The sequence below is a fragment of the Rickettsiella endosymbiont of Xylota segnis genome (genome assembly GCF_964019545.1).
Lineage (GTDB): Bacteria > Pseudomonadota > Gammaproteobacteria > Diplorickettsiales > Diplorickettsiaceae > Aquirickettsiella.
Genome location: NZ_OZ026451.1, coordinates 1,408,597 through 1,429,632, shown reverse-complemented (window position 1 = coordinate 1,429,632; position 21,036 = coordinate 1,408,597). Strand labels below are relative to the sequence as shown.

The 21,036-nt window shown below is 34.9% G+C and carries 17 protein-coding genes; 9 read left to right on the top strand and 8 right to left on the bottom strand.

All coding sequences use genetic code 11. The features are described from left to right. Nucleotides 1-7: 7 nt before the first annotated feature. The 6 genes from AACL18_RS06450 (at nt 8) to AACL18_RS06425 (ending at nt 6,162) form a co-directional block, all read left to right on the top strand. Entirely contained in the window at nt 8-538 is a 531-nt protein-coding gene (locus AACL18_RS06450) for a hypothetical protein (RefSeq protein ID WP_339050079.1), read from the top strand. Nucleotides 539-646: 108 nt separating this feature from the next. Continuing rightward, the gene (locus AACL18_RS06445; RefSeq protein ID WP_339050077.1) at nt 647-1,384 is read left to right on the top strand and encodes a pilus assembly protein PilP; all 738 of its coding nucleotides are present in this window, start codon (nt 647-649) and stop codon (nt 1,382-1,384) included. Further along, nucleotides 1,365-2,672: a type IV pilus secretin PilQ gene (locus AACL18_RS06440; protein WP_339050075.1), complete on the top strand. Its 1,308-nt coding sequence runs from the start codon at nt 1,365-1,367 to the stop codon at nt 2,670-2,672. Before AACL18_RS06445 ends, AACL18_RS06440 begins: the two co-directional genes overlap by 20 nt. An 83-nt stretch (nt 2,673-2,755) precedes the next feature. Then, on the top strand, nt 2,756-3,838 hold the full coding sequence (locus AACL18_RS06435; RefSeq protein WP_339050074.1) for an FUSC family protein: 1,083 nt from the start codon (nt 2,756-2,758) through the stop codon (nt 3,836-3,838). Nucleotides 3,839-3,840: 2 nt separating this feature from the next. Then, complete coding sequence (gene hemE / locus AACL18_RS06430) at nt 3,841-4,902, top strand: uroporphyrinogen decarboxylase (RefSeq protein WP_422395880.1); 1,062 nt, start codon at nt 3,841-3,843, stop codon at nt 4,900-4,902. Between the two features lie 558 nt (nt 4,903-5,460). After that, nucleotides 5,461-6,162, top strand: a complete 702-nt coding sequence (locus AACL18_RS06425; protein ID WP_339050071.1) for a hypothetical protein — start codon at nt 5,461-5,463, stop codon at nt 6,160-6,162. A gap of 51 nt (nt 6,163-6,213) precedes the next feature. Here the strand turns inward: AACL18_RS06425 and nhaA are convergent, their stop codons facing one another. From nhaA to AACL18_RS06395, 6 genes are all read right to left on the bottom strand, one after another. Beyond that, a complete protein-coding gene (gene nhaA / locus AACL18_RS06420; protein ID WP_339050069.1) occupies nt 6,214-7,398 on the bottom strand; it encodes a Na+/H+ antiporter NhaA in 1,185 nt (394 codons plus the stop codon). Next, nucleotides 7,399-8,115 (bottom strand): DNA polymerase III subunit epsilon, encoded by a 717-nt coding sequence (gene dnaQ, locus AACL18_RS06415; RefSeq protein WP_339050067.1) that lies wholly within the window; start codon nt 8,113-8,115, stop codon nt 7,399-7,401. 496 nt (nt 8,116-8,611) lie between these two features. Next, nucleotides 8,612-11,365 (bottom strand): valine--tRNA ligase, encoded by a 2,754-nt coding sequence (locus AACL18_RS06410; RefSeq protein ID WP_422395905.1) that lies wholly within the window; start codon nt 11,363-11,365, stop codon nt 8,612-8,614. Then, complete coding sequence (locus AACL18_RS06405) at nt 11,365-11,811, bottom strand: DNA polymerase III subunit chi (RefSeq protein ID WP_339050063.1); 447 nt, start codon at nt 11,809-11,811, stop codon at nt 11,365-11,367. Before AACL18_RS06405 ends, AACL18_RS06410 begins: the two co-directional genes overlap by 1 nt. Before the next feature lie 19 nt (nt 11,812-11,830). After that, the gene (locus AACL18_RS06400; protein WP_339050061.1) at nt 11,831-12,406 is read right to left on the bottom strand and encodes a transglycosylase SLT domain-containing protein; all 576 of its coding nucleotides are present in this window, start codon (nt 12,404-12,406) and stop codon (nt 11,831-11,833) included. 145 nt (nt 12,407-12,551) lie between these two features. Beyond that, nucleotides 12,552-12,893 (bottom strand): histidine triad nucleotide-binding protein, encoded by a 342-nt coding sequence (locus AACL18_RS06395; RefSeq protein ID WP_339050058.1) that lies wholly within the window; start codon nt 12,891-12,893, stop codon nt 12,552-12,554. Between the two features lie 207 nt (nt 12,894-13,100). On the opposite strand from AACL18_RS06395, the gene ppa reads away from it, so the two are divergent. The 3 genes from ppa to topA all read left to right on the top strand — a co-directional run bounded on the left by ppa (nt 13,101) and on the right by topA (nt 17,382). Continuing rightward, a complete protein-coding gene (ppa, locus tag AACL18_RS06390) occupies nt 13,101-13,631 on the top strand; it encodes an inorganic diphosphatase (RefSeq protein ID WP_339050056.1) in 531 nt (176 codons plus the stop codon). Nucleotides 13,632-13,911: 280 nt separating this feature from the next. Then, on the top strand, nt 13,912-15,060 hold the full coding sequence (dprA, locus tag AACL18_RS06385; RefSeq protein WP_339050055.1) for a DNA-processing protein DprA: 1,149 nt from the start codon (nt 13,912-13,914) through the stop codon (nt 15,058-15,060). A 3-nt stretch (nt 15,061-15,063) separates the two neighbouring features. Next, nucleotides 15,064-17,382, top strand: a complete 2,319-nt coding sequence (gene topA, locus AACL18_RS06380; RefSeq protein WP_339050053.1) for a type I DNA topoisomerase — start codon at nt 15,064-15,066, stop codon at nt 17,380-17,382. A 142-nt stretch (nt 17,383-17,524) separates the two neighbouring features. On the opposite strand, the gene xseA is transcribed toward topA, so the two are convergent. Continuing rightward, nucleotides 17,525-18,718, bottom strand: coding sequence for an exodeoxyribonuclease VII large subunit (gene xseA, locus AACL18_RS06375; RefSeq protein ID WP_339050052.1), 1,194 nt, complete (start codon nt 18,716-18,718; stop codon nt 17,525-17,527). 22 nt (nt 18,719-18,740) lie between these two features. Then, nucleotides 18,741-20,951 (bottom strand): GTP diphosphokinase, encoded by a 2,211-nt coding sequence (relA, locus tag AACL18_RS06370; protein WP_339050050.1) that lies wholly within the window; start codon nt 20,949-20,951, stop codon nt 18,741-18,743. Between the last annotated feature and the right edge of the window lie 85 nt (nt 20,952-21,036).

Genomic DNA, 21,036 nt, shown 5'->3' with positions numbered 1-21,036 from the left:
AAATCTTGTGAAGCAAATCAATTTATTACCCTGGCGAGAACATAAAAATAAATTAAAAATAAGGCGATTTATTATTGTTTGGTTTTATGTTTCATGCTCGTGCCTAATCTTGATATTTGTTACAAAAATTCTCATTATTCAACAAATAAAACATTATCAATTAGCCTATCAGCGTATTTATTTTCAGATGAAAAATATATCACCTATAGTACAAGAAATAAAAAAAATAAAATATAAAGAAAAACAGCTGACAAAAATTATACAAAATATTAAGACTAATCGTCAGCAAGTAAAAAAAATTTTAGATTTTATCAGTCATCTTAAATATTTAATAACACCCGATATTTTTATCCATCTGGTCGCATTTCATCCACCTTATTTAAGTTTAATAATGCATGCTAATTCAAAAAAAGAATATGTAAAATTTAAAAAATTATTACAATTAAAATTCGATTCAAAATTGCAATCGCTGATTCTTAATCAATTTCAGAATTTGCAATTGGATTTTGTCGTTCAAATGATCTTGAATGAAAATTAAGTATTTTGGTTTGCAAGTGTACATATAAGGAGAAAGTATATTTTAAACAGAATTGATTTATGGTCTATAAACTTAAAATCTATTGTAATCTTATCGACCGTTTTTTTTATGTGCATATTTGGATATTTTTTTTCATTACGATCAACCCTTGAAAAGAAAGAAAAAATCTATTTAAAATTTCAATATTTAAAAAAACAATTAAACAGTCAACTACTAATAGCTTCAAAATATTCAAATTATCATGAAAAAATTAAAAAATTAAATCAATTCGATTTATGTTTACAGCAAAAAAAATTTTGGACAGGTGATTCGAGCAAGAAAATAAATTTTTCAAATATATTGCCAATTGAAATCAATTTATCTGGTACCAATAAGAATATTTTTAAGTTTATAAATGAAACTATCGCGTTGAATAGAATTGTATTGATTAACAGTTTTAGATGGAGTTTTTTTAACTCGCTTACAAAAAATATCAACCGAAATATTTTAATTTCATTAAATTTTTATGCTTGTAATAATAAAAAATTAATACTAGATTTGTCGAAAATAAACAAATTAGTTACTAAATCCTTAGTTGAAAATGGTAATTTAACGAAATTTTCTTTAGATAAAATAGTAATGTTAGGATCCTTATCAACTACTAAGGGGCAAAATTGGGGATTTGTTAGGTTGCCAAACAAACAAATTTGTAGAATTAAATTAGGTGATTATTTAGGTTTAGAACAAGGTTTAGTTATAGGTATTTATGCTACAAAAATTATTATTAAAAATAACAATAATTTAGAAAAAATTATAAATTTGTTAAATAAACCTAAAAGGCTTTTCCATGTTAAAAAGTTCACTTAATATAAAATTATTAATCTTTTTTTTAACATTAATTTTAAATTATAAATTATTAGCTAAAGAGAACATCTCTTTTACTTTTCATAATATAAAAATTCGTTCAGCCTTACAGTATTTGTCTGAAATGCATAACAATAATTTAATTATTGATGATAAAATTCAAGGAGAATTTAGCATCTATTTGCACGATATTAATTGGGAGCAAGCTTTAGATACTATTTTGCAAACCCAAGGTCTTGCTAAACGTTCCATTATTAATGGTTGGTTTATTACCACATCCGATCAATTATTAAAACAAGATAGAATTAATTTACAAATCCAACAGAAAAAAAAAGAATTATCTCCGTTAATTTTTAAAGTTATACAAATACGTTATAGAAAAGCATCAGATATCAGTAAATTATTAAAAGATAAAATCAATACACTTTTATCTACACAGGGTAGTGTTAGTGTAGATAATGCAACGAATAGCTTATGGATTAGAGACTCAGTTGAACAACAAAATAAAATTGCAGCATTTGTTAGGGAGTTAGATAAACCTATCGCCCAAATTTTGATTGAGGCTCGAATTGTTAGTATTGACCAAAATATGGAAAAAGAAATAGGAGCAAAATTTGGTTCAACACAAACACAAGCGGCTAATAGACTTATTCAACATCAACTGAGAAATAAGATAAATAATTCTAATACGGATTTATTACAATATTTAACAATGGATTTACCTATCACAGGGATTACTCCTGCGACTAGTGCTGTGTCGCTAGGTCTGCGTTTAATGCGTTTAGGTCAGAATTCTTTTTTAGATTTAGAATTATCTGCATTAGAAAATGAAGGTGCGGCTCAAGTAATTTCTACCCCACATTTGATTACTGCTGATCAACAGACTGCATTTATAGAAGCAGGTGCTGAAATTCCTTATCAAGAAAAAGCCTCGAGTGGAGGGACCAACGTTATATTTAAAAAAGCAGTGTTATCATTAAAAGTAACACCTCGAATCATGCCAGATGAGCGCATAATATTGGACTTAAAGGTCAATCAAGACCAACCCAGTACCTTTATGGCAGTTGATGCTCCAACAATTAAAGCACGTGGAATTAAAACACAAGTTATTGTAAAAAATGGTGAAACGGTTGTATTAGGTGGAATCTATGAGTATTCTCAGAGTAAAATAGAACAACGGGTTCCTTTTTTAGGTACTTTACCCATTATAGGTCGATTATTTCGTTTAACTAGGTCGAATAGCAGGCGTAGTGAGCTTTTGATATTTTTAACACCGACTATTTTAAACTAAGTTGTTTAGGCTTTATCTATCAGTTTTTTAAATATACGCATATTAATTTGTAAAAAGTACATTTATTTTATTAACGAGCTAACATGCAATTTATTCAATGGCGACATCAATTTCGTAGATTAGACAGTGATCGACTTGTTCATAGCTTAAAAACAGCTATCGCACTATTATTTGGATTGTTAATTTCCTATCTATTTAAGCTACCACTCCAAGGGAGATGGGTCGTTATTACTATTCTAGTGGTAATGTGTGCCCAATCACGTGTCGGTGCGATTTTACAGAAATCATATATGCGTTTTTTAGGGACGGTAATAGGGGCCAGCGTTGCTAGCTTGACCTTATGGCTTGTTTATCCAAATGTTGCTTTGACTATCTTGATTCTATGTGTTGCCACGGCTGTTTTTAGTTATATTGCCGATAGTCCAAGTACTTGGAGTGAAGCGGGTCCTTTAGGCGCAGTGACACTAATTATTATTGTTATTTCTCCAGATCCTAATTTTTATACAGTGATGAGCCGTTTTTTAGAAATCAATTTAGGTATTATTATTGCATTATTAGTATCACGTTTTATCTGGCCTTTGCATTCGCGAACACAATTACGTTATATATTAATAGATACCTTACAGAATTTAAAAACTCTAGCTCAAAAACTAGAAGAGTTTACATTCACGAATGGTGATGATAATAATACAAAGCTGCAAGAAATTTTTGAAAATAAAATATTGAATAATATAGGAATTCAAAAAAAATTATTTAAAGAAGTAATGAGTGAATCATTTGGCCGATCTAATTTGGAAGAAACATTTAAAAATATTTTAGACGCTGAAAGAGAAATTTTACGTTGTATTACTTTAATGAGGAATGCATTAATGGATTTTTCAGATCAAAATATTTTGATCTTTAATCAGCACGCCAAAATCCAAAAAGTTTATCAAATAACACAGGATTTATTTCAAAGAAGTATTGATAGTCTTAAGAGCAAAGATGAAGTTCAAACTGTTGAGGATTTAGAAGAATTTTCCGGTTGGAAAAAAGAAATAAAGCTTCAGCTTAAATCTTTAGAAATCAACCAATCGGATCAATTTGCCATTGATTTATTTATTTTTAGTGCCGATCGTTTGTTAGTTCAGTTACAAACGTTAATAATTTTAATAAAGAAAGTTTAAAAATGATGAAGTATTCCAAACATTGCTTAATACGTGCGCTTTTAATGCAACCTACTGACCGCACCCCCGTATGGATTATGCGACAAGCAGGTCGTTATTTGCCTGAGTATTGTGCAACTCGTAGCAAAGCAGGTGATTTTTTAACTTTATGTAAAACACCTGAATTGGCTTGTGAAGTCACTTTACAGCCGCTACAACGATTTGATTTAGATGCTGCGATTATATTTTCAGATATCTTGACCATTCCTGACGCAATGGGCTTAGGACTTTATTTTGTTGAAGGAGAAGGACCCAAATTCCGAAAACCTATAAGAACGTTAACAGATATTAAAACTTTGCCGATCCCGGATCCCGGAGTTGAATTACGTTATGTAATGGATGCTATATCATGCACGCGTAAGGAATTAAAAAATAAAATTCCTTTGATTGGATTTGCAGGAAGTCCTTGGACACTTGCCTGTTATATGCTGGAAGGAGCAGGTAGTCGAGAATTTAGGCAAGTTAAAACACTTTTATATCAGGAACCTAAGACATTACATCATTTGTTAAACACCTTAACCAAAGCAATTATCTTGTATCTTAATGCACAAATTGCTGCTGGCGCACAGGCCATTATGATTTTTGATACTTGGGGGGGATTATTAAGTACTGCGGCGTATCAAGAATTCTCCCTAAATTATATGACACAAATTGTTGCTAATTTAAAGAATCAGACTGCACAAGAAAAAGTACCTATCGTTTTATTTACCAAAGGCGGAAATTTGTGGTTAGAAGAAATAGCCAACTCAGGTTGCGACGCAATAGGCTTGGATTGGACTATCGATATGGGATCAGCCCGCCAAAGACTTTCTAACAAAGTAGCGTTGCAAGGTAATATGGACCCAGCCGTTTTATTCTCCAATCCAGAGACAATTCGTCAGGAAGTAAAAAGTATACTGCAATCATATGGTACTGGTTCCGGCCATATATTTAATCTAGGCCATGGGATTTCCCAATATACAAAGCCGGAAAATGTAAAAATATTGGTTAATGCTGTACACGAATTAAGTCTTGCTTTCCATTAAAAAATTAAATTTATATCTATTTTTTACCTGGCGCTACCATTCGAAATGGACTTGATTCACTATGATTGAAGTTATTATTTGGTTTCTGGTTTTTCTGGTCAATGGTGCCAGCTACGTAAACTAGAATTTCCAACTCAGTAGGTCTTGGTGGGTATTGTGGTAAAGGCTTCTGATAATTCTTGCAAACTAGTTTATTAGGCTGTTGAGAAACTTGTTCAGATGTGTTCCGTGATTTTTTTTTAAACATTTTTTTGTAATTTATATTAAAAGATTTATTAGATTTTGATCCGGATAATAAACTGAAATTTTCATTTTGTAAAAAAAGAAATAAAAAACTTTTATTTTATCTAAATATATAATTTTTAAATTAGTAATTGATCTAAAAATTGGATTAATATAAGATCATCTGTAGGACTATCTATGACAAGGAGGAAATTCAATTTATAAAAATTTTAAAATTTTATTTTCTGAATAAGTAAATAAATTAAAGGCAATGGAATATATTTTGCTATTTATTATTAGTAAAAATATAAAATTATCCCAATCAATGAGGTTATTATGCCAGTATTATATAATATTAGTGAAGAATCACTTTGTAAGAAAAATAGAGAGTTAGTGAGTGAATTAATAAATGATGAAGGGTTTATAGATCTCCGTTCCCTAGATTTAGAACAGCGAAGACAAATTATTGAAGAGATTAATAAAAATGAAGAATCGAATGTAATAGCTAGTAAAGAAAATTATCGAAAATCAAAATACAAAGCAAAAAATACCAGTGAGTTTTTGGTCTTAGCTCTGGCATTGATAGTTGCAGGACTTGCTTTAGCACCTCTTTTTATTGCGTCTTCCATAATTTTACCTGTTCTTCCGGTTTTATTTTTTGGTGTCGCAATCATGGCGATCACTAATTTATTTATGAATAGAAAAATTAATCAACTTAGAATCAATGCGCAAGATGCTGATAAAGTCTTCGAACAAGTAAAAACCTTAAATCAATTAACTAAATCTAATGAAGTTGATGAGGATGACGATGAAATTAGTGATGATTTTAACGAACAAAACCGAGAGAAAAAAAGTGCAACTATAGCTAAGACTAAAATTGATGAGTCAACAGCGAGTAGTCCTCCCAACATCTCTGAACTTTCAGTAGTCCATCAAGGACTATTTTCAAAAACAAGTCCTTCTTCCATACCTATGGATGACGACCCGGTTAATGAATTGCATGATAGAGAAAGCATTTTAAACATCAGACATAGCTAAAAAAAAGACCATTTTTGTGAATACAAAGATGGTCTTTTTAAAGTAAAAATTCTAAATTTTCGATGGATTGCCTAATCGCTGATTTTTTTGTTGAGCTAAAGATAAAATACTATAACCTGCAATCCCGGATAAAACTGAACCGGTAAAAACTCCTAAGCGGACTAAAGTGGTTAATTCATCATCTCCGAAAGCTAGACTGGCAATGAATAAACTCATCGTAAAACCTATCCCACAAATCAGAGCAGTGCCATAAATATGCCACCAGTTCACTTGGTAGGGTAATTTTGCTAGCTTAGTTTTTACTGCCAGCCAGCTAGCTCCGAAAATCCCTAATTGTTTACCAAAAAATAATCCGACAATTATTCCTAAAGGTAAAGGATGAATAAAAGTCGATAATTTTATATTCGAAAAAGATAGACCAGCATTGGCAAAAGCAAAAAGTGGTAAAATACCGAAGGCTATCCATGGGTGTAATTGATGTATTAAATGATGCAGTAAAGAATTAAAATTTTTATTGCTACTATTTAGGGGAATAGTTAAGCCAAACAATACGCCAGCAATTGTTGCATGAATACCCGAGTTAAATATGAGTATCCATAAAGTTATGCCTAACAAACAGTATGGAAGAAATTCTTGAATTTTAAAATAGTTTAAGCTTAGTAATCCAATAAAAGTCAGTAAAGATAAAAATAAATATAGCCAGCCTATTTGCTGAGTATAAAAAATTGCGATGACGATAATTGCACCAAGGTCATCAATGATAGCTAATGCCATTAAGAAAATTTTTAAAGCAACGGGTATATGCTTGCCAAGCAGGGATAGTACTCCTAACGAAAAAGCAATATCTGTCGCCATAGGTATTGCCCAACCCGAAATAAGCTGAGGATATCCATGATTAATGGTTAAATAAACTAAAGCGGGAATTATCATTCCGCCTATAGCCGCGAGAGTGGGTAGCAATGCTTTAGTGAGTGTATTGAGTTCCCCCTGAACTAATTCTCGTTTAATTTCAAGGCTGACTAAAAAAAAGAAAATAGTCATCAAGCCATCATTGATAAAATGTAAAAAAGAAAAATGGATGCTTGGGCCTATATTCACGTTGAAATTTAGGAATGTTTGATAATAAGTTTGCCAACTCGAATTAGCGAGAATTAAAGCTAATAGCGTGGCAATTCCTAAAGAAATGCCACCTGAAGCCTCCAGCTGTATGAATTTGTGTAGAAACTTGATGCGCATTTAATTAATTTCCTCAGCATCAATAGGCCATTTACACTGGCCAGATAATTTATTAATGCTAGTTAAACGCTTTTGATGCGCTATTAATTCTTCGTTAGTGGCATAGATGATAGGTAATAATATAACTTCATCGGTAATTTTTTTATGCGCAGTCGTTTGAATAGCATGTGATATCTGTTCTTCATTGAACAGATGAGTTTGGCCACCAGTCATGGCGAGGTAAACTCGAGCTAACAATTCAGCATCCAATAAAGCACCATGCTTATCACGTTTCGAATTATCAATATCATAGCGTTTGCAAAGTGCATCTAAACTATTGCGTTGTCCCGGGTGCAATTGACGAGCTAATGGAAGCGTATCTAAAACTTGGCAATAATCTGTAATTTTTTTATACTTTTTTTTGGTTAATTTTAATTCGTTATCTAAAAAGCCCAGATCGAAAGGTGCATTATGGATAATAAGTTGGGAACCCTGAATGAATTCCAATAATTCTTCTGCAATAGTTTTAAATAAGGGTTTATCCAGAAGGAATTCGGTGCTTAAGCCATGAACTGCAAACGCACCAGCCTCACTATCTCGACCTGGATTTAGGAAACAATGAAATTGTTGTTTAGTGAGACGACGGTCGATCATTTCCAAGCAGCCAATTTCAATGATCCTGTGGCCGTCATTAACGTCTCTGCCAGTGGTTTCAGTATCTAAAATGATTTGTCGCATAATTACAGAATTAATTCAGTTGATGATATGTTACGTGCTGCTAGCAAAAATGGCTAGCCTTAATAAAACCTTAATAAATAGACGTCAAAGTATTAGCTAAAATTTAAAGATGATTTAGAATTTTAAAATCCGATGAGAGATAATTGTATGCCAGGCGTAAAAGACGTCGTTTTAGCTTCTTTGTTTCAAGATACCTCTAATGACTTTATACTGGAAGAGACAATTAATTTGAGAACCAACAGCGAAAATAAAATGGAAACTTTAACTCTCCCAGAATTTGTTGAAGAGTTTGAGAAAGACTTATCTCTTATTTGGAGGCGATCCTGCAGGATGATACTAAAATTTCACCAAATCTAGCTTTCTTTAAAAAAGAAGTTAAAAATAAAACAGAGATAGATTTAATTCTTAAAGAGCATTCATATAGTAAAAATAGTTTTATAAAATCTATTTAAGGTTAAATTACAAGCAGAACGAAAATTATGGAGTTGAATTTAAATTAATTAATAAACGAATTTAATTGGCTTTGCAGTTTAGTATAAGTATTTGTAAACTCGATTAAGCGTTGCCGTTCTTGAGCAATAATTTCTGGAGGTGCTTTTTTCACAAATGCTGAATTAGCTAGTTTGGACTCGGCTCGTTCGATTTCTTTTTTAATTTTTAGAATTTCTTTTTTTAAGCGCTGTATTTCTGCTTCGGTATCGATTAATCCTTCCATAGGGATAAGTAATTCTAAGCTACCCACTAAGCCCATAGCATAATTAGCGGTTTTTTCTTTTTCTGCTAGCCAATCTATTTCATTTATTTTTGCAAGATTCATAATGTCGTTAAGAAAAATATGAGTATTTTCGCGGTCTTTATGATCTCCTTTATAAAGCAATAAGGGAATTTTTTTACCAGGAATTATATTCATTTCGCTACGCAGCATACGAACCGTATGTACTATAGTTTTTAACCAAATTAAATCCTGTTCTGCGTTAGTATCTTTTTTATTTTTATTAAATACAGGATAACTCTTAATCATTAAACTATTCCCTGTTTCACCGGCTAATGGCCCGATGGTTTGCCAAATTTCTTCGGTTACAAAGGGCATTAGAGGATGTAGCAAGCGTAAACAGGTTTCTAAAACAACAATTAAGCAAGTCAAGGTTTCTTGTCCTGCTGGTGAGTTAGCATTGGCTAAAATAGGTTTAGCTAATTCAACATACCAATCACAATATTCATTCCAAATAAATTCATAAATCGTTTGCGCCATTAGATCAAATCGATAATCTTGAAAATGCCTATGCATATCAGCAATAGTGTTTTGCAATAAAGAATAAAAAGCACGGTTAATGGAGAGAGTTAGTGGGGGCAATGATTTAAAGCTTGTTTGATTAGACGTATATGTTAAAACAAAACGTGATGCATTCCAAAGCTTATTGCAAAAATTTCGGTAGCCTTCAGTTCGATTCAAATCAAAACGTATATCGCGTGTAGGTGAGGCTAATGCACAAAAAGTGAATCGTAAAGCATCAGTGCCTAATGCAGGAATTCCTTGTGGAAATTGTTGCCTAGTAGACTGTTCAATTTTTTTTGCCATTTGTGGCTGTAATAAACCTTGAGTACGTTTTACCACTAAATCATCTAGGCTTATACCTAATATTACATCGAGAGGATCTAAAACATTACCTTTCGATTTGGACATTTTTTGGCCTTCATGATCTCGTATCAAACCAGTTACATAGACTTCTTTAAAGGGAACCTTACCCGTAAAATGTAGTCCCAGCATTAACATACGAGCTACCCAAAAAAAGATAATATCAAATCCGGTTACTAAAACATTAGTCGGATAAAAAAAAGCTAATTCTTTAGTAGCTTCTGGCCAGCCTAACGTGACAAAAGGCCAAAGTGCTGATGAAAACCAAGTATCTAATACATCTTCATCTTGTTTAAGTGTCACTTTAGGATCTAAGGAGTATTGCTGGCGAATACTTTTTTCATCTTTGCCAACATAGAATTGGCCTAGTTCGTCATGCCAGGCAGGAATTCGATGTCCCCACCAAAGCTGTCGGCTAATACACCAATCTTCAATATTTTCTAGCCATTGTAAACAAACCTTGCGCCAAGTTTCTGGAATAAAATCAAGTTGTTCTTGAGTGATGGATAGGATAGCGGTTTTAGCTAGGGGTTGCATCGACATAAACCATTGATCAGTAAGATAGGGTTCTATCACAACGCCTGAGCGATCCCCACGCGGAATTTTTATTTGGTAAGCTTCTATCTTCTCTATTAACCCGAGTTGCTCTAAATCGTTGATGATTTTTTTTCGTGCAGCAAAGCGTTCTAAACCTTGAAAGTTTTCAGGAACATGCTCATTAAGATAGGCATTGGGTGTGAAAATATTAATGCTAGTTAAATGATGCCTTTGTGCGGTTGCATAATCATTAAAATCATGTGCGGGAGTGATCTTTACGCAACCACTACCAAAAGTAGGTTCAACTGAAATGTCTGCAATTATTGGAATAACGCGGTCAGTTAAGGGGAGTTTTATTTGTTTCCCAATGTAAGATTGATAGCGGGGATCATCCGGATGTACGGCTACGGCGACATCTCCAAATAAAGTTTCGGGTCTTGTAGTGGCGACTAATAAAAAATCATTGCTATTCAATAATGGATAGCGAATAGTCCATAAGTGGCCAGGCTCTTCTTGGTTGATCACTTCAAGATCAGAAACTGCTGTTAAAAGCTGAGGATCCCAGTTTACCAAACGTTTACCCCGATAAATTAAACCTTGTTTATATAAATCAATGAATACTTTCTCTACAGCTGCAGAAAAATGTACATCGCGAGTAAATCGTTCTCGTGTCCAATCTATGGAAGCACCCATATAACGTAATTGTTCTGTTATCATGCCGCCAGATTTCTTTTTCCATTCCCAAATGGCTTCTACAAATAATTCACGACCTAAGTCATGTCGAGATTTTCCTTGAGCCAACAATTGACGTTCTACTACCATTTGTGTGGCAATGCCTGCATGATCCGTGCCGCCTTGCCATAAAACATTTTTCCCACACATGCGTTGATATCGAATTAATGCATCCATCAACGTTACTTGAAAACCATGCCCCATATGCAAACTTCCCGTTACATTGGGAGGAGGAAGTACGATGCAATAGGGTTCACCTTGACCAGTAGGTTGAAAATAAGTATTCATTTCCCATTGTTTTCGCCAATGAGCTTCTATCTTTTTAGAGTCATAATTTTTATTAATCATGATGCGCTTATATTATGCATGGTTAATTGACAGTTCTGTGCTTTATAAAATTTATATTTCTGGCGCGATTGATTTTTATTTTTTGTTTCTTCTGATACCACTTCAATAATACGCGAGAATTCAGGAAAGTAGGTTGGAACTTCATGACTAAGATTAAATAAAATCTCAGCATCAAGTTTACTGGGTTTTTTGGTAGCAATATTAACAGATAACACCGGGTTGAGGGTTGAATTAGCTCCTAAGTAACTATGAGGAATAAAACTAATATCACGAAAGGTCCATAGTAAATCATCTAAACGTTGACCTTCCTCATCCGAATTAACCTGGATATAAATTTTTTTTTGCAGAAGATAAGCTTTATCGACTAATCGGCAGATAAAACGATAAATATCTTCTTGCATAAGTGTATTTAATATATAAAAGTCGACTGTTGGATTTGGCATATGATTTTATACTGTAATGCTAGGATGGATAATCTTCAGAATGACTATTCTCTGTTAGGGTTTGTTTAGAATGTACAGGCTTAATGTTTGTTTTTTCTATTGCAGCTAACATTCCTGGGTCCCGTGCTTTTTCAGCAAGTTCATTAAATGGATGGATTTTCGCATATTCGATTACCTGATGTGCATAAGGTAATCCACTCTGTAAATTTTTGCTTTTGTATAATGAAAGTACACAAGCCTGAATATCTGTGTTCGGATTATTAGCAACAATAGATTGACATTTTAAGCGCAATTTTTCTAAAATTTGTGTGGCAACAACCAGATTTTTACAAGGTCTAAATAAATCAGAAGCATGAGCGCCGATTTCTGGAAGCCATCGACTAGAAATTTGCATCAAGCCGATTTCTAGATTTTTTCCTTGTGCAATTTGAGTTTGCGTATACTGAACAGCAGCAGGAATCGTTTTAAAAGTCTTAGTATCGTCATCAACAGTAACGACTAATGGGTTATTTCGGGTTCCGGTTTGGATTATGGCATAGGGGATAGTGTTGTCAGCATATAAACTGCACGCTAAAATTAGTGTTACTAAATCCATGATGATCCCCCAATCAGTATACTAAATTATTTTCTTAAAAAGGAAATATACCTAGGCTTCCCTTCGCTTGGCAAGAGATTTAAGACATTGGAGAAATAATAAATAGCTTAAAAACGCAAATAAAAGCTAATTGTGGAGCTTACTATTAACCTGGAGGCCAATGCAGGGGTCTACCGCCTAGCAGATGTAGATGTAGATGGAAAACTTCTTGTCCGCCATCTTTATTGCAATTAAAAACTGTTCGATAACCAGACTGAGCAATATTTTCTTTTTTAGCTAAATGACGAGCTATTTGTAATATATTTCCTGCCAGCAGCGTATCATCTTCTGTCAGATCATTAAGTGTTGAGATATGCTTTCTGGGTACAATTAATTGATGAACAGGGGCACGTGGGTGTCTATCATTAAAGGCAATAATATTTTCATCTTGATAAGTTATTTCAGCGGGGAGTTCTTTTTTAATAATTTTACAGAAAATACAGTCCATAATAAGCCTTATTAACTGGGCTAGCCTAAGTCGTAAAGTTTGTTTATTATACTCTTCGCACTTTGATTCTTGACTGTGTTGCTTCTCACTTGGCAATCCTCATGTATATTAATACACTCCGGTTGCTTTACTACGCAGTCTACTTCCAAACCAAATTGCTGTAAGTATATTATGCGATAAAATTAGAATTTTAGGAAATATAAAATTATGAATGCGCTTGTAAAATTAGGTCCAGGGAAAAAAGTCCCCGATGAAATAAATGTAGTGATAGAAATTCCTAGCCATAGTGACCCGATTAAATATGAGGTAGATAAAGAAACAGGTGCATTACGTGTTGATCGTTTTTTAGGCACCGCCATGTACTATCCCTGTAATTACGGTTATGTTCCTTCCACATTATCAGAAGATGGTGATCCCGTTGATGTTTTGGTAGTAGCCCCTTTTCCATTGTTAATCGGTTGTGTGATCTGTTGCCGACCTATTGGAATGTTAAAGATGGAAGATGAATCAGGCATCGATGCGAAAATTTTAGCTGTGCCTATCGATAAATTATCTTCGCTGTATCATCAAGTAAAAACTTGGCAAGATTTACCTGAACAACTCACACAAAGTATTCAACATTTCTTTGAACATTATAAGGATTTAGAGGTTGGAAAGTGGGTTAAAGTGACAGGCTGGGTAGGACCAGAACAAGCAAGAATTGAAATTGAGGCGAGTATGAGCCGTTATAAACAATAAACTTAATACTCTTCGCACTTGAATTTTTGTCTATGTTACCCCTCAATTCGCAATCCTCATTGTGATTGTATATACCCCATTATTGAATGGATGCAGCACTTGTCAAAAATTCAATTGCTGTGAGTATATGGTCTTTTTGGTCTTTTCATTCATATTATCGGAATTTGCTATGTATCAAACAGGTAAAATTCTCATCTTTGCAAGCAGTATATCTCTTGAAAATACGTGCCCTAAGGTGAGACACTTAAATCTGTAGATAGATTAATGAAAGTGCAAGCTCATGGATTTGACGTTAAATGAAATAGGATATTGGTTAGCCCTATATACCGTCCCGCGCTGTGGTTTTAGCAGTGTTTCGACGCTCTTAAAAAAATTTACTACCCCCAAACAAATCTTATTAGCCTCGCATGAAGAATTGCTTGCTGCAGGGGTCAATTCAAAATTAGCCAGTAACTTACTAAAACCAGATTGGAAAACAGTAGAGCTTTGTTTACGTTGGGAAGAGCAGCCACAGTGTTATATTTTACATTGGGGTGACTTACATTATCCAGCATTATTGCGTGAAATTTCTTCTCCACCATTAATTTTATTTGTTAAGGGTGAGTTATCTTTTTTGCAACTGCAACAGCAAGCCTTGGCCATAGTGGGGGCTCGCAACCCTAGCTATACGGGCTTAGAGATTGCCCATCAACTAGCAAACGAATTAAATGCTCTTGGATTTGTTATTATCAGTGGATTGGCAAGGGGTATTGATGGCGCAGCACATCAAGGAGCTTTGTTAAATAAAGGAATAACAGGGGCTGTATTAGGGAGTGGTTTAGAACATATTTATCCAGCTTGTCATCAATCTTTAGCTTTGGATATTTTGGAAAAAGGAGGGGTGTTGATTTCTGAATTTTTTCCTTATTCCTCGCCCAAAGCAGAGTATTTTCCTAGGCGAAATAGGATAATTAGTGGTATGAGTTTAGGTGTTATCGTGGTAGAAGCAACATTGCGGAGTGGATCATTAATCACTGCCCGTTATGCATTGGACCAAGGTCGAGAGGTATTTGCTATTCCCGGTTCTATTCGCAATCCTTTAAGTCAAGGTTGTCATGCATTATTAAAAGAAGGGGCTACACTGGTTGAGAGTTGTGAGGATATTATACAAGGACTCTCATTTTTACCTACAATGAAGCAACATGAGATTGATAATCATCAAAATTGCGAATTAAATGGCAACATAAACAAAAATTCAACTGTGAAAAGTATATCTAGACTTGATTCACAGGATAGAAAGCTTGTAGAGTGCCTTGGATTTGAAATGACAAGTATAGATATTTTGATGCTAAGAACAGGCTTAACTATCGATAAACTGCTTGCTTGTTTATCGGCACTGCAACTACAAGGGTATATTGACGTAGTTCCTGGGGGCTACGTGAGGAAATAAAAGATGGCAAAAAATCTATTGATTGTAGAATCGCCAGCAAAGGCTAAAACAATCAAGAAATATTTAGGTAAAGACTTTGAAGTTTTGGCCTCCTATGGCCATGTTCGTGATCTAATACCTAAAGAAGGTGCTGTGAATCCAGAGCAGGGTTTTGCTATGCAATATGCTCTGATTGAAAAGAATGCCAAGCATATGGATATGATTATTAAAGCATTTAAAAATGCCGATGCTTTATATCTTGCGACTGATCCGGATCGTGAAGGAGAAGCCATTGCGTGGCATATTTATGAAATTCTAAAGCAAAAAAAACTGCTAAAAAATAAACCGATTTATCGTGTAGTCTTTCATGAGGTTACTAAATCAGCAGTTAATGCAGCTGTAGAAAATCCACGTCATATTGCTATGGATTTGGTTAATGCACAGCAAGCACGCCGAGCATTAGATTATTTAGTCGGTTTTACCTTATCACCTTTATTATGGAAAAAAGTTCGTCGCGGTTTGTCTGCAGGGCGTGTTCAAAGTCCCGCTTTACGATTAATTGTTGAACGTGAAGAAGAAATCGAAGCTTTTAAATCTCAAGAATATTGGACAATAACGGCTAATAATAAATCAGACGAAAAACTTTTTGAGGCGCGTTTAATACAGTATCAGCAAGAAAAACTTAATCAATTTAGTATTACTACCAAAGATCAAGCGACTGCAATCAAGGAAAATTTGCAACAATTGGCACAGGGTTATTTACAGGTTATAAATGTTGAGAAAAAACAACGTAAACGTAATCCTGCAGCACCATTTACCACATCTACATTGCAACAAGAAGCCGGGCGTAAATTAGGATTTACAGCACAGCGAACAATGCGTCTTGCACAACAACTTTACGAAGGAATTGATGTCGGTGAAGGTTTAGTTGGATTAATTACTTATATGCGAACGGATTCTGTTCATTTATCTAATGAAGCTATAGTATCGATACGTGAACTGATTTTACAACGCTATGGTGAAAAAGATTTACCCGAATCTCCTCGGCATTTTCGGACTAAAAGTCGTAATGCACAAGAGGCACATGAAGCTATTCGACCGACACATGTAGAATTTTCTCCTGAGCAACTAAAAAAACATTTAGTCCCTGATCAATTTAAATTATATGAACTTATTTGGAAACGTGCGGTTGCCTCGCAGATGATGCATGCCACTATCGACACAGTGGCAATTGATTTAAGTGCAAAAGCAGCGAAGGATCATTGTTTTCGAGCTAATGGATCGACTATTGTGCATGCGGGTTTTATGGCAGTTTATTTAGAAAGTTATGATGATAGCAAAGCCAAAGCATCAGATGATGATAGAACTAAATCTGAAGAAGAGAGCATGTTGCCAGCATTAAAAATAGGGGATCAAGTGAATCTTATCGACATTAGTGCCGATCAACATTTTACTGAACCCCCCCCACGTTACAGCGAGGCAAGCTTAGTTAAGGCCTTAGAAGAACGAGATATTGGTCGACCTTCAACCTACGTGCCTATTATTTCAACTTTACAGCAAAGGGAATATGTCACGCTGGATCAAAAAAGATTTAAACCGACTGATGTTGGTAGAATAGTGAATAAATTTCTTACACGTTATTTTATGCAATATGTTGATTATGCATTTACGGCGCGATTAGAAGATGAACTTGATCAAATTTCTAGGGGAGAAAAAGAGTGGGTTCCTTTGTTACAAGATTTTTGGACTCCGTTTAAAACACTCATAGAGACCACTGAAGAAACTGTCCAACGAAAAGATGTGACTCAAGAAGCTTTAGACGAAACTTGTCCTAAATGTGGTAAAACTTTATCGATACGTTTAGGTAAGCGCGGTAGATTTATTGGGTGCTCAGGATACCCCGAATGTGATTATACGAGAAACATGGAAGGAGAGGTTACAACAGTAAGTGAGCCTGAGGTTGTACAAGGTCGTTTATGTCCGGATTGCGGTCATTCTTTACATATAAAAATTGGTCGTTATGGGAAGTTTATTGGTTGCAGTAACTATCCTAAATGTAAACATATAGAGCCTTTAGAAAAACCAGCAGATACGGGAATAGAATGTCCTGAATGTCATAAAGGTACATTACTTAAACGTAAATCCCGATACGGTAAAATTTTCTTTTCTTGTTCTACTTACCCTACCTGTACTTATGCCGTATGGAATGAACCCATCGAGCAAGCATGTCCGCGTTGTGCTTGGCCTGTGATGACAATTAAAACTACCAAACGTCGTGGGACCGAAAAAGTTTGCCCTCGTAAAGAGTGTGGCTATGCCGAACCTATGCCAGAAGAAAAATAGCTTCTAAGATTTTTTTACGTAATATACTCACAGCAATGGAATTTTTGGCAAGTGTCGTGTCCATGCAGTGGTATATGCAATGTACATGAGGATTGCGAATTGAGCGGCAACGCAGACAAAAGTTCAAGTGCGAAGAGTATAATTAAAGCTTTGCTTTGACTTCACACAGTAATTCGCCCTTAGCCAGCTGGGTAATAATTTTTTGCCCCGATTTTACTTCCTTACTGTTACGTAGGATTTTTTTGCTTGTTGCATCACTAACAATTGCATATCCGCGTGCTAGGCTAGCTAAGGGGCTTATAGCTTGAAGTGTGCGGGATAAACCTAAGATTTTTTGCTGACGTAATTGTAATTGGTTTTTTATGCTTAAATTTAAGCGTTGTGTTAATTCATCACAATGTTGAAATCCATCTTGTAACCGTTGTTGGGGATGACGTAATCGCTTAGTTAGGTTTTCAAGGCTTTGCTGATAGCTTTTTAATACATAGTGAATAATATTAATAACGCGCTGATAGGTTTTATCTAATTGTTGTTGGTATTCACGCCTATCTGGACTTGCTAATTGTGCCGCCATAGTTGGAGTGGCAGCACGCTTATCTGCAACAAAATCTGCAATTGTAAGATCTGTTTCATGTCCAATGCCAGTAATGAGCGGTAAATCGCTTTTAAAAATTGCTCTAGCTACGTTTTCCTCATTAAAAGGCCATAAATCTTCTAGTGATCCTCCCCCTCGCGCCAAAATTAAAACGTCACATTCCTTACGTTGATTTGCGGTTTTTATTTGCTGAACAATTTGTGCCGAGGCATTTTTCCCTTGAACTAATGAAGGATATACAATGATGTTGATAGCAGGAAAACGTAATTTAAGAACAATACAGATATCGCGCAGCGCAGCACCGGTTTCTGAACTAATAACGCCTATCGTACTAGGGAACTTAGGTAAAGATTTTTTATGTTGCGGCTCAAATAATCCTTCTTCTGCAAGTTGTTTTTTTAATTTTTCAAATGCTTTACGTAAAGCTCCTTCACCGGCAGGTTCAAATTGGTCAATGATTAATTGAAATTCTCCACGTGCGGGATATAAAGAAATTTTGGCACGAGCTAAGATTTTTAAGCCATTTTTCGGTTGGTTATCTTCATAACGATGCCGGCCATTGAAAAGCGCACAGCGTACTTGAGCATTTTCGTCTTTTAAAGAAAAATACCAGTGCCCAGAGTTGGGGCTAGCGAAATTAGAAATTTCACCTTCAACCCAAATAGGTAAAAATGCATCTTCCAATAATTCTTGCACCATTTGATTGAGTTCAGAAATACTATAAATTGTCTCTTTAGACATAATTGGTTAATCCAAATTAGGTTTAGCTAATAATCTGTCTTCTTACATCAATAACATTAGGCACTTGTTTAATTCGATCTAAGACTTTGCTAAGTGAGAGCAGACTGGATATTTCGATAGTTAATTTAATATAAGCCTTTGGATCCGGTTTATCACTAGCTAATGTTAGTGCGACCAAATTTAATTTTTCATTAGCAATGAGTGTAGATACATCACGAAGTAAACCGGGTCGATTGTAGGCTTCTACGCAAACGTCGACTGGATACACTTGGCTAACCCCTTGTCCCCAATCAGCATCTACTAAGCGATTTTGTTTTTCAGGTTCAAGGTTGAGTAAATGCATACAATCATCACGATGTAACACAATGCCACGACTTTGTGTGATGAAGCCTCGGATAGGATCGCCTGGAACAGGTTTGCAACAGCCGGCGGTCTGCGTTAACAAATCGGTAACACCAGCTATGCTAATACCTTCAGGCAGGCTACTACGAGGTTTGCCTAACAAAATTTCCGGTTGTGCCAAGCTAGATACTAATTGTTTTTCTTGCGCTTGTATCGCATTTAAAAGTTGAGCAATTCGTAAATCTCCGCTGCCTAATGCAGCAATCATTTCTTTTTTGGTCTTAAAATGAAGTTTGTGAGCTAACTTCTCAGGATCGAGAGTTGGTAACCCTAAGCGTTGAATTTCTTTATTAAATAAATCTTCACCATGGAGTAAATGTTTTTCATAATCCTGAGTTTTAAACCAATGATGGGCTTTTGCTTTAGCGCGAGCCGTGTATAAATAGCCTAAATTTGGGTTTAGCCAGTCTAGACTCGGATTGCCTTGTTTTGCAGTAAGAATTTCGATTTGTTCACCAATTTTTAGTTGGTAGGTTAATGGGACAATAGCGCCATTGATTTTTGCTCCTCGGCAACGATGTCCCACTTCACTATGAATATGGTAAGCAAAGTCCAAAGGTGTAGAACCTTTAGGTAGATCAAGGATGTCTCCATTAGGTGTAAAGACATACACTCGATCGTCTAAAACAGTGGTGAGACCCGGTACGGTGGCTTTGCCACGTTTTACTAATTCCTTTTGCCATTCTAATACTTGACGGAGCCAGGCGATTTTAGTTTGATAGCTTTCTTTCTGTTGTTGAGCAGTTTCTTTATATTGCCAATGCGCAGCTAAACCATGCTCAGATTCTTGGTGCATTTGATGAGTGCGAATTTGGATTTCAAGTATTTTTTGGCCAGGACCTAAAACTGCTGTATGGATAGAACGATAACCGTTGGATTTTGGTGTTGCAATATAATCATCAAACTGTCCTGATACAGGCGACCATAAACTATGAATGATACTTAAAACATTGTAACAATCTTTAACGGTATTGACTAAAATACGGATCGCATTTAGATCATACAGTTCTTCAAATTTTAATTTTTTTTGTTGCATCTTTCTGTAAATACTATGGATATGTTTTACACGTCCATATATTTCAAAGTTATGTAACTGAGCATTACCTAAAATCTTTCGTAATTGAGTTAAAATAATTTGTACATAAGATTCTCGGTCAATTAATCGTTCTTGAAGAAGTTGTGCAATTTGTGCGTATATTTTAGGTTCTAGATAATGTAAAGATAGATCTTCCAGCTCCCATTGTAGCTGACCTACCCCAAGACGATTAGCTAAAGGAGCGTAAATATCAAGTGTTTCGCGTGCATAGATTTGGCTTGCTTTGCGATCTAACATATCCAGCGTTCGCATAGTAGCGGTACGTTCTGCGAGTTTAATAAGAACAACTCGCATATCTTCTACCATTGCAAGTAACATTTTTCGAATATTTTCTAATTGTGCTTGATGAAGATTAGCCGCAGTATTGGCCATACGAATGGCGTTCATTTGTTTAGCGCCTTCGATTATTTTAGCCACATTGGGTCCTAAATGTTCATAGACCGTTTCTAAACACAGCTCAGCATAATTTACGCAACTATAAATTAAGGAGGCCGCAATAGTTTCTTTATCTAAATGTAAATCTAACAGAATTTCGGCCATAGTGAGGCCTTGCTGTAAGCAAGAGACATGCGTAGGTGTTGTTTTTGATTCACCCACAATTTGACTTAAAATAGAAGCTTGTCGAATCAATTTGAAATCTTCTTGACTACGTTGCATTGCGGCATGATGTAACCAGGTTTCTAAATTAATACTGCCATCATTATTCAAGTAGAGCGAATTTTTTATTTTAACCATTTTCAATTATCCTTATTTTTAGTTTTCAGCTCTAAAAAAATTAGAAAAATCAACTAAATTAAGTAAACCTAGTTTTGAGCTGAAT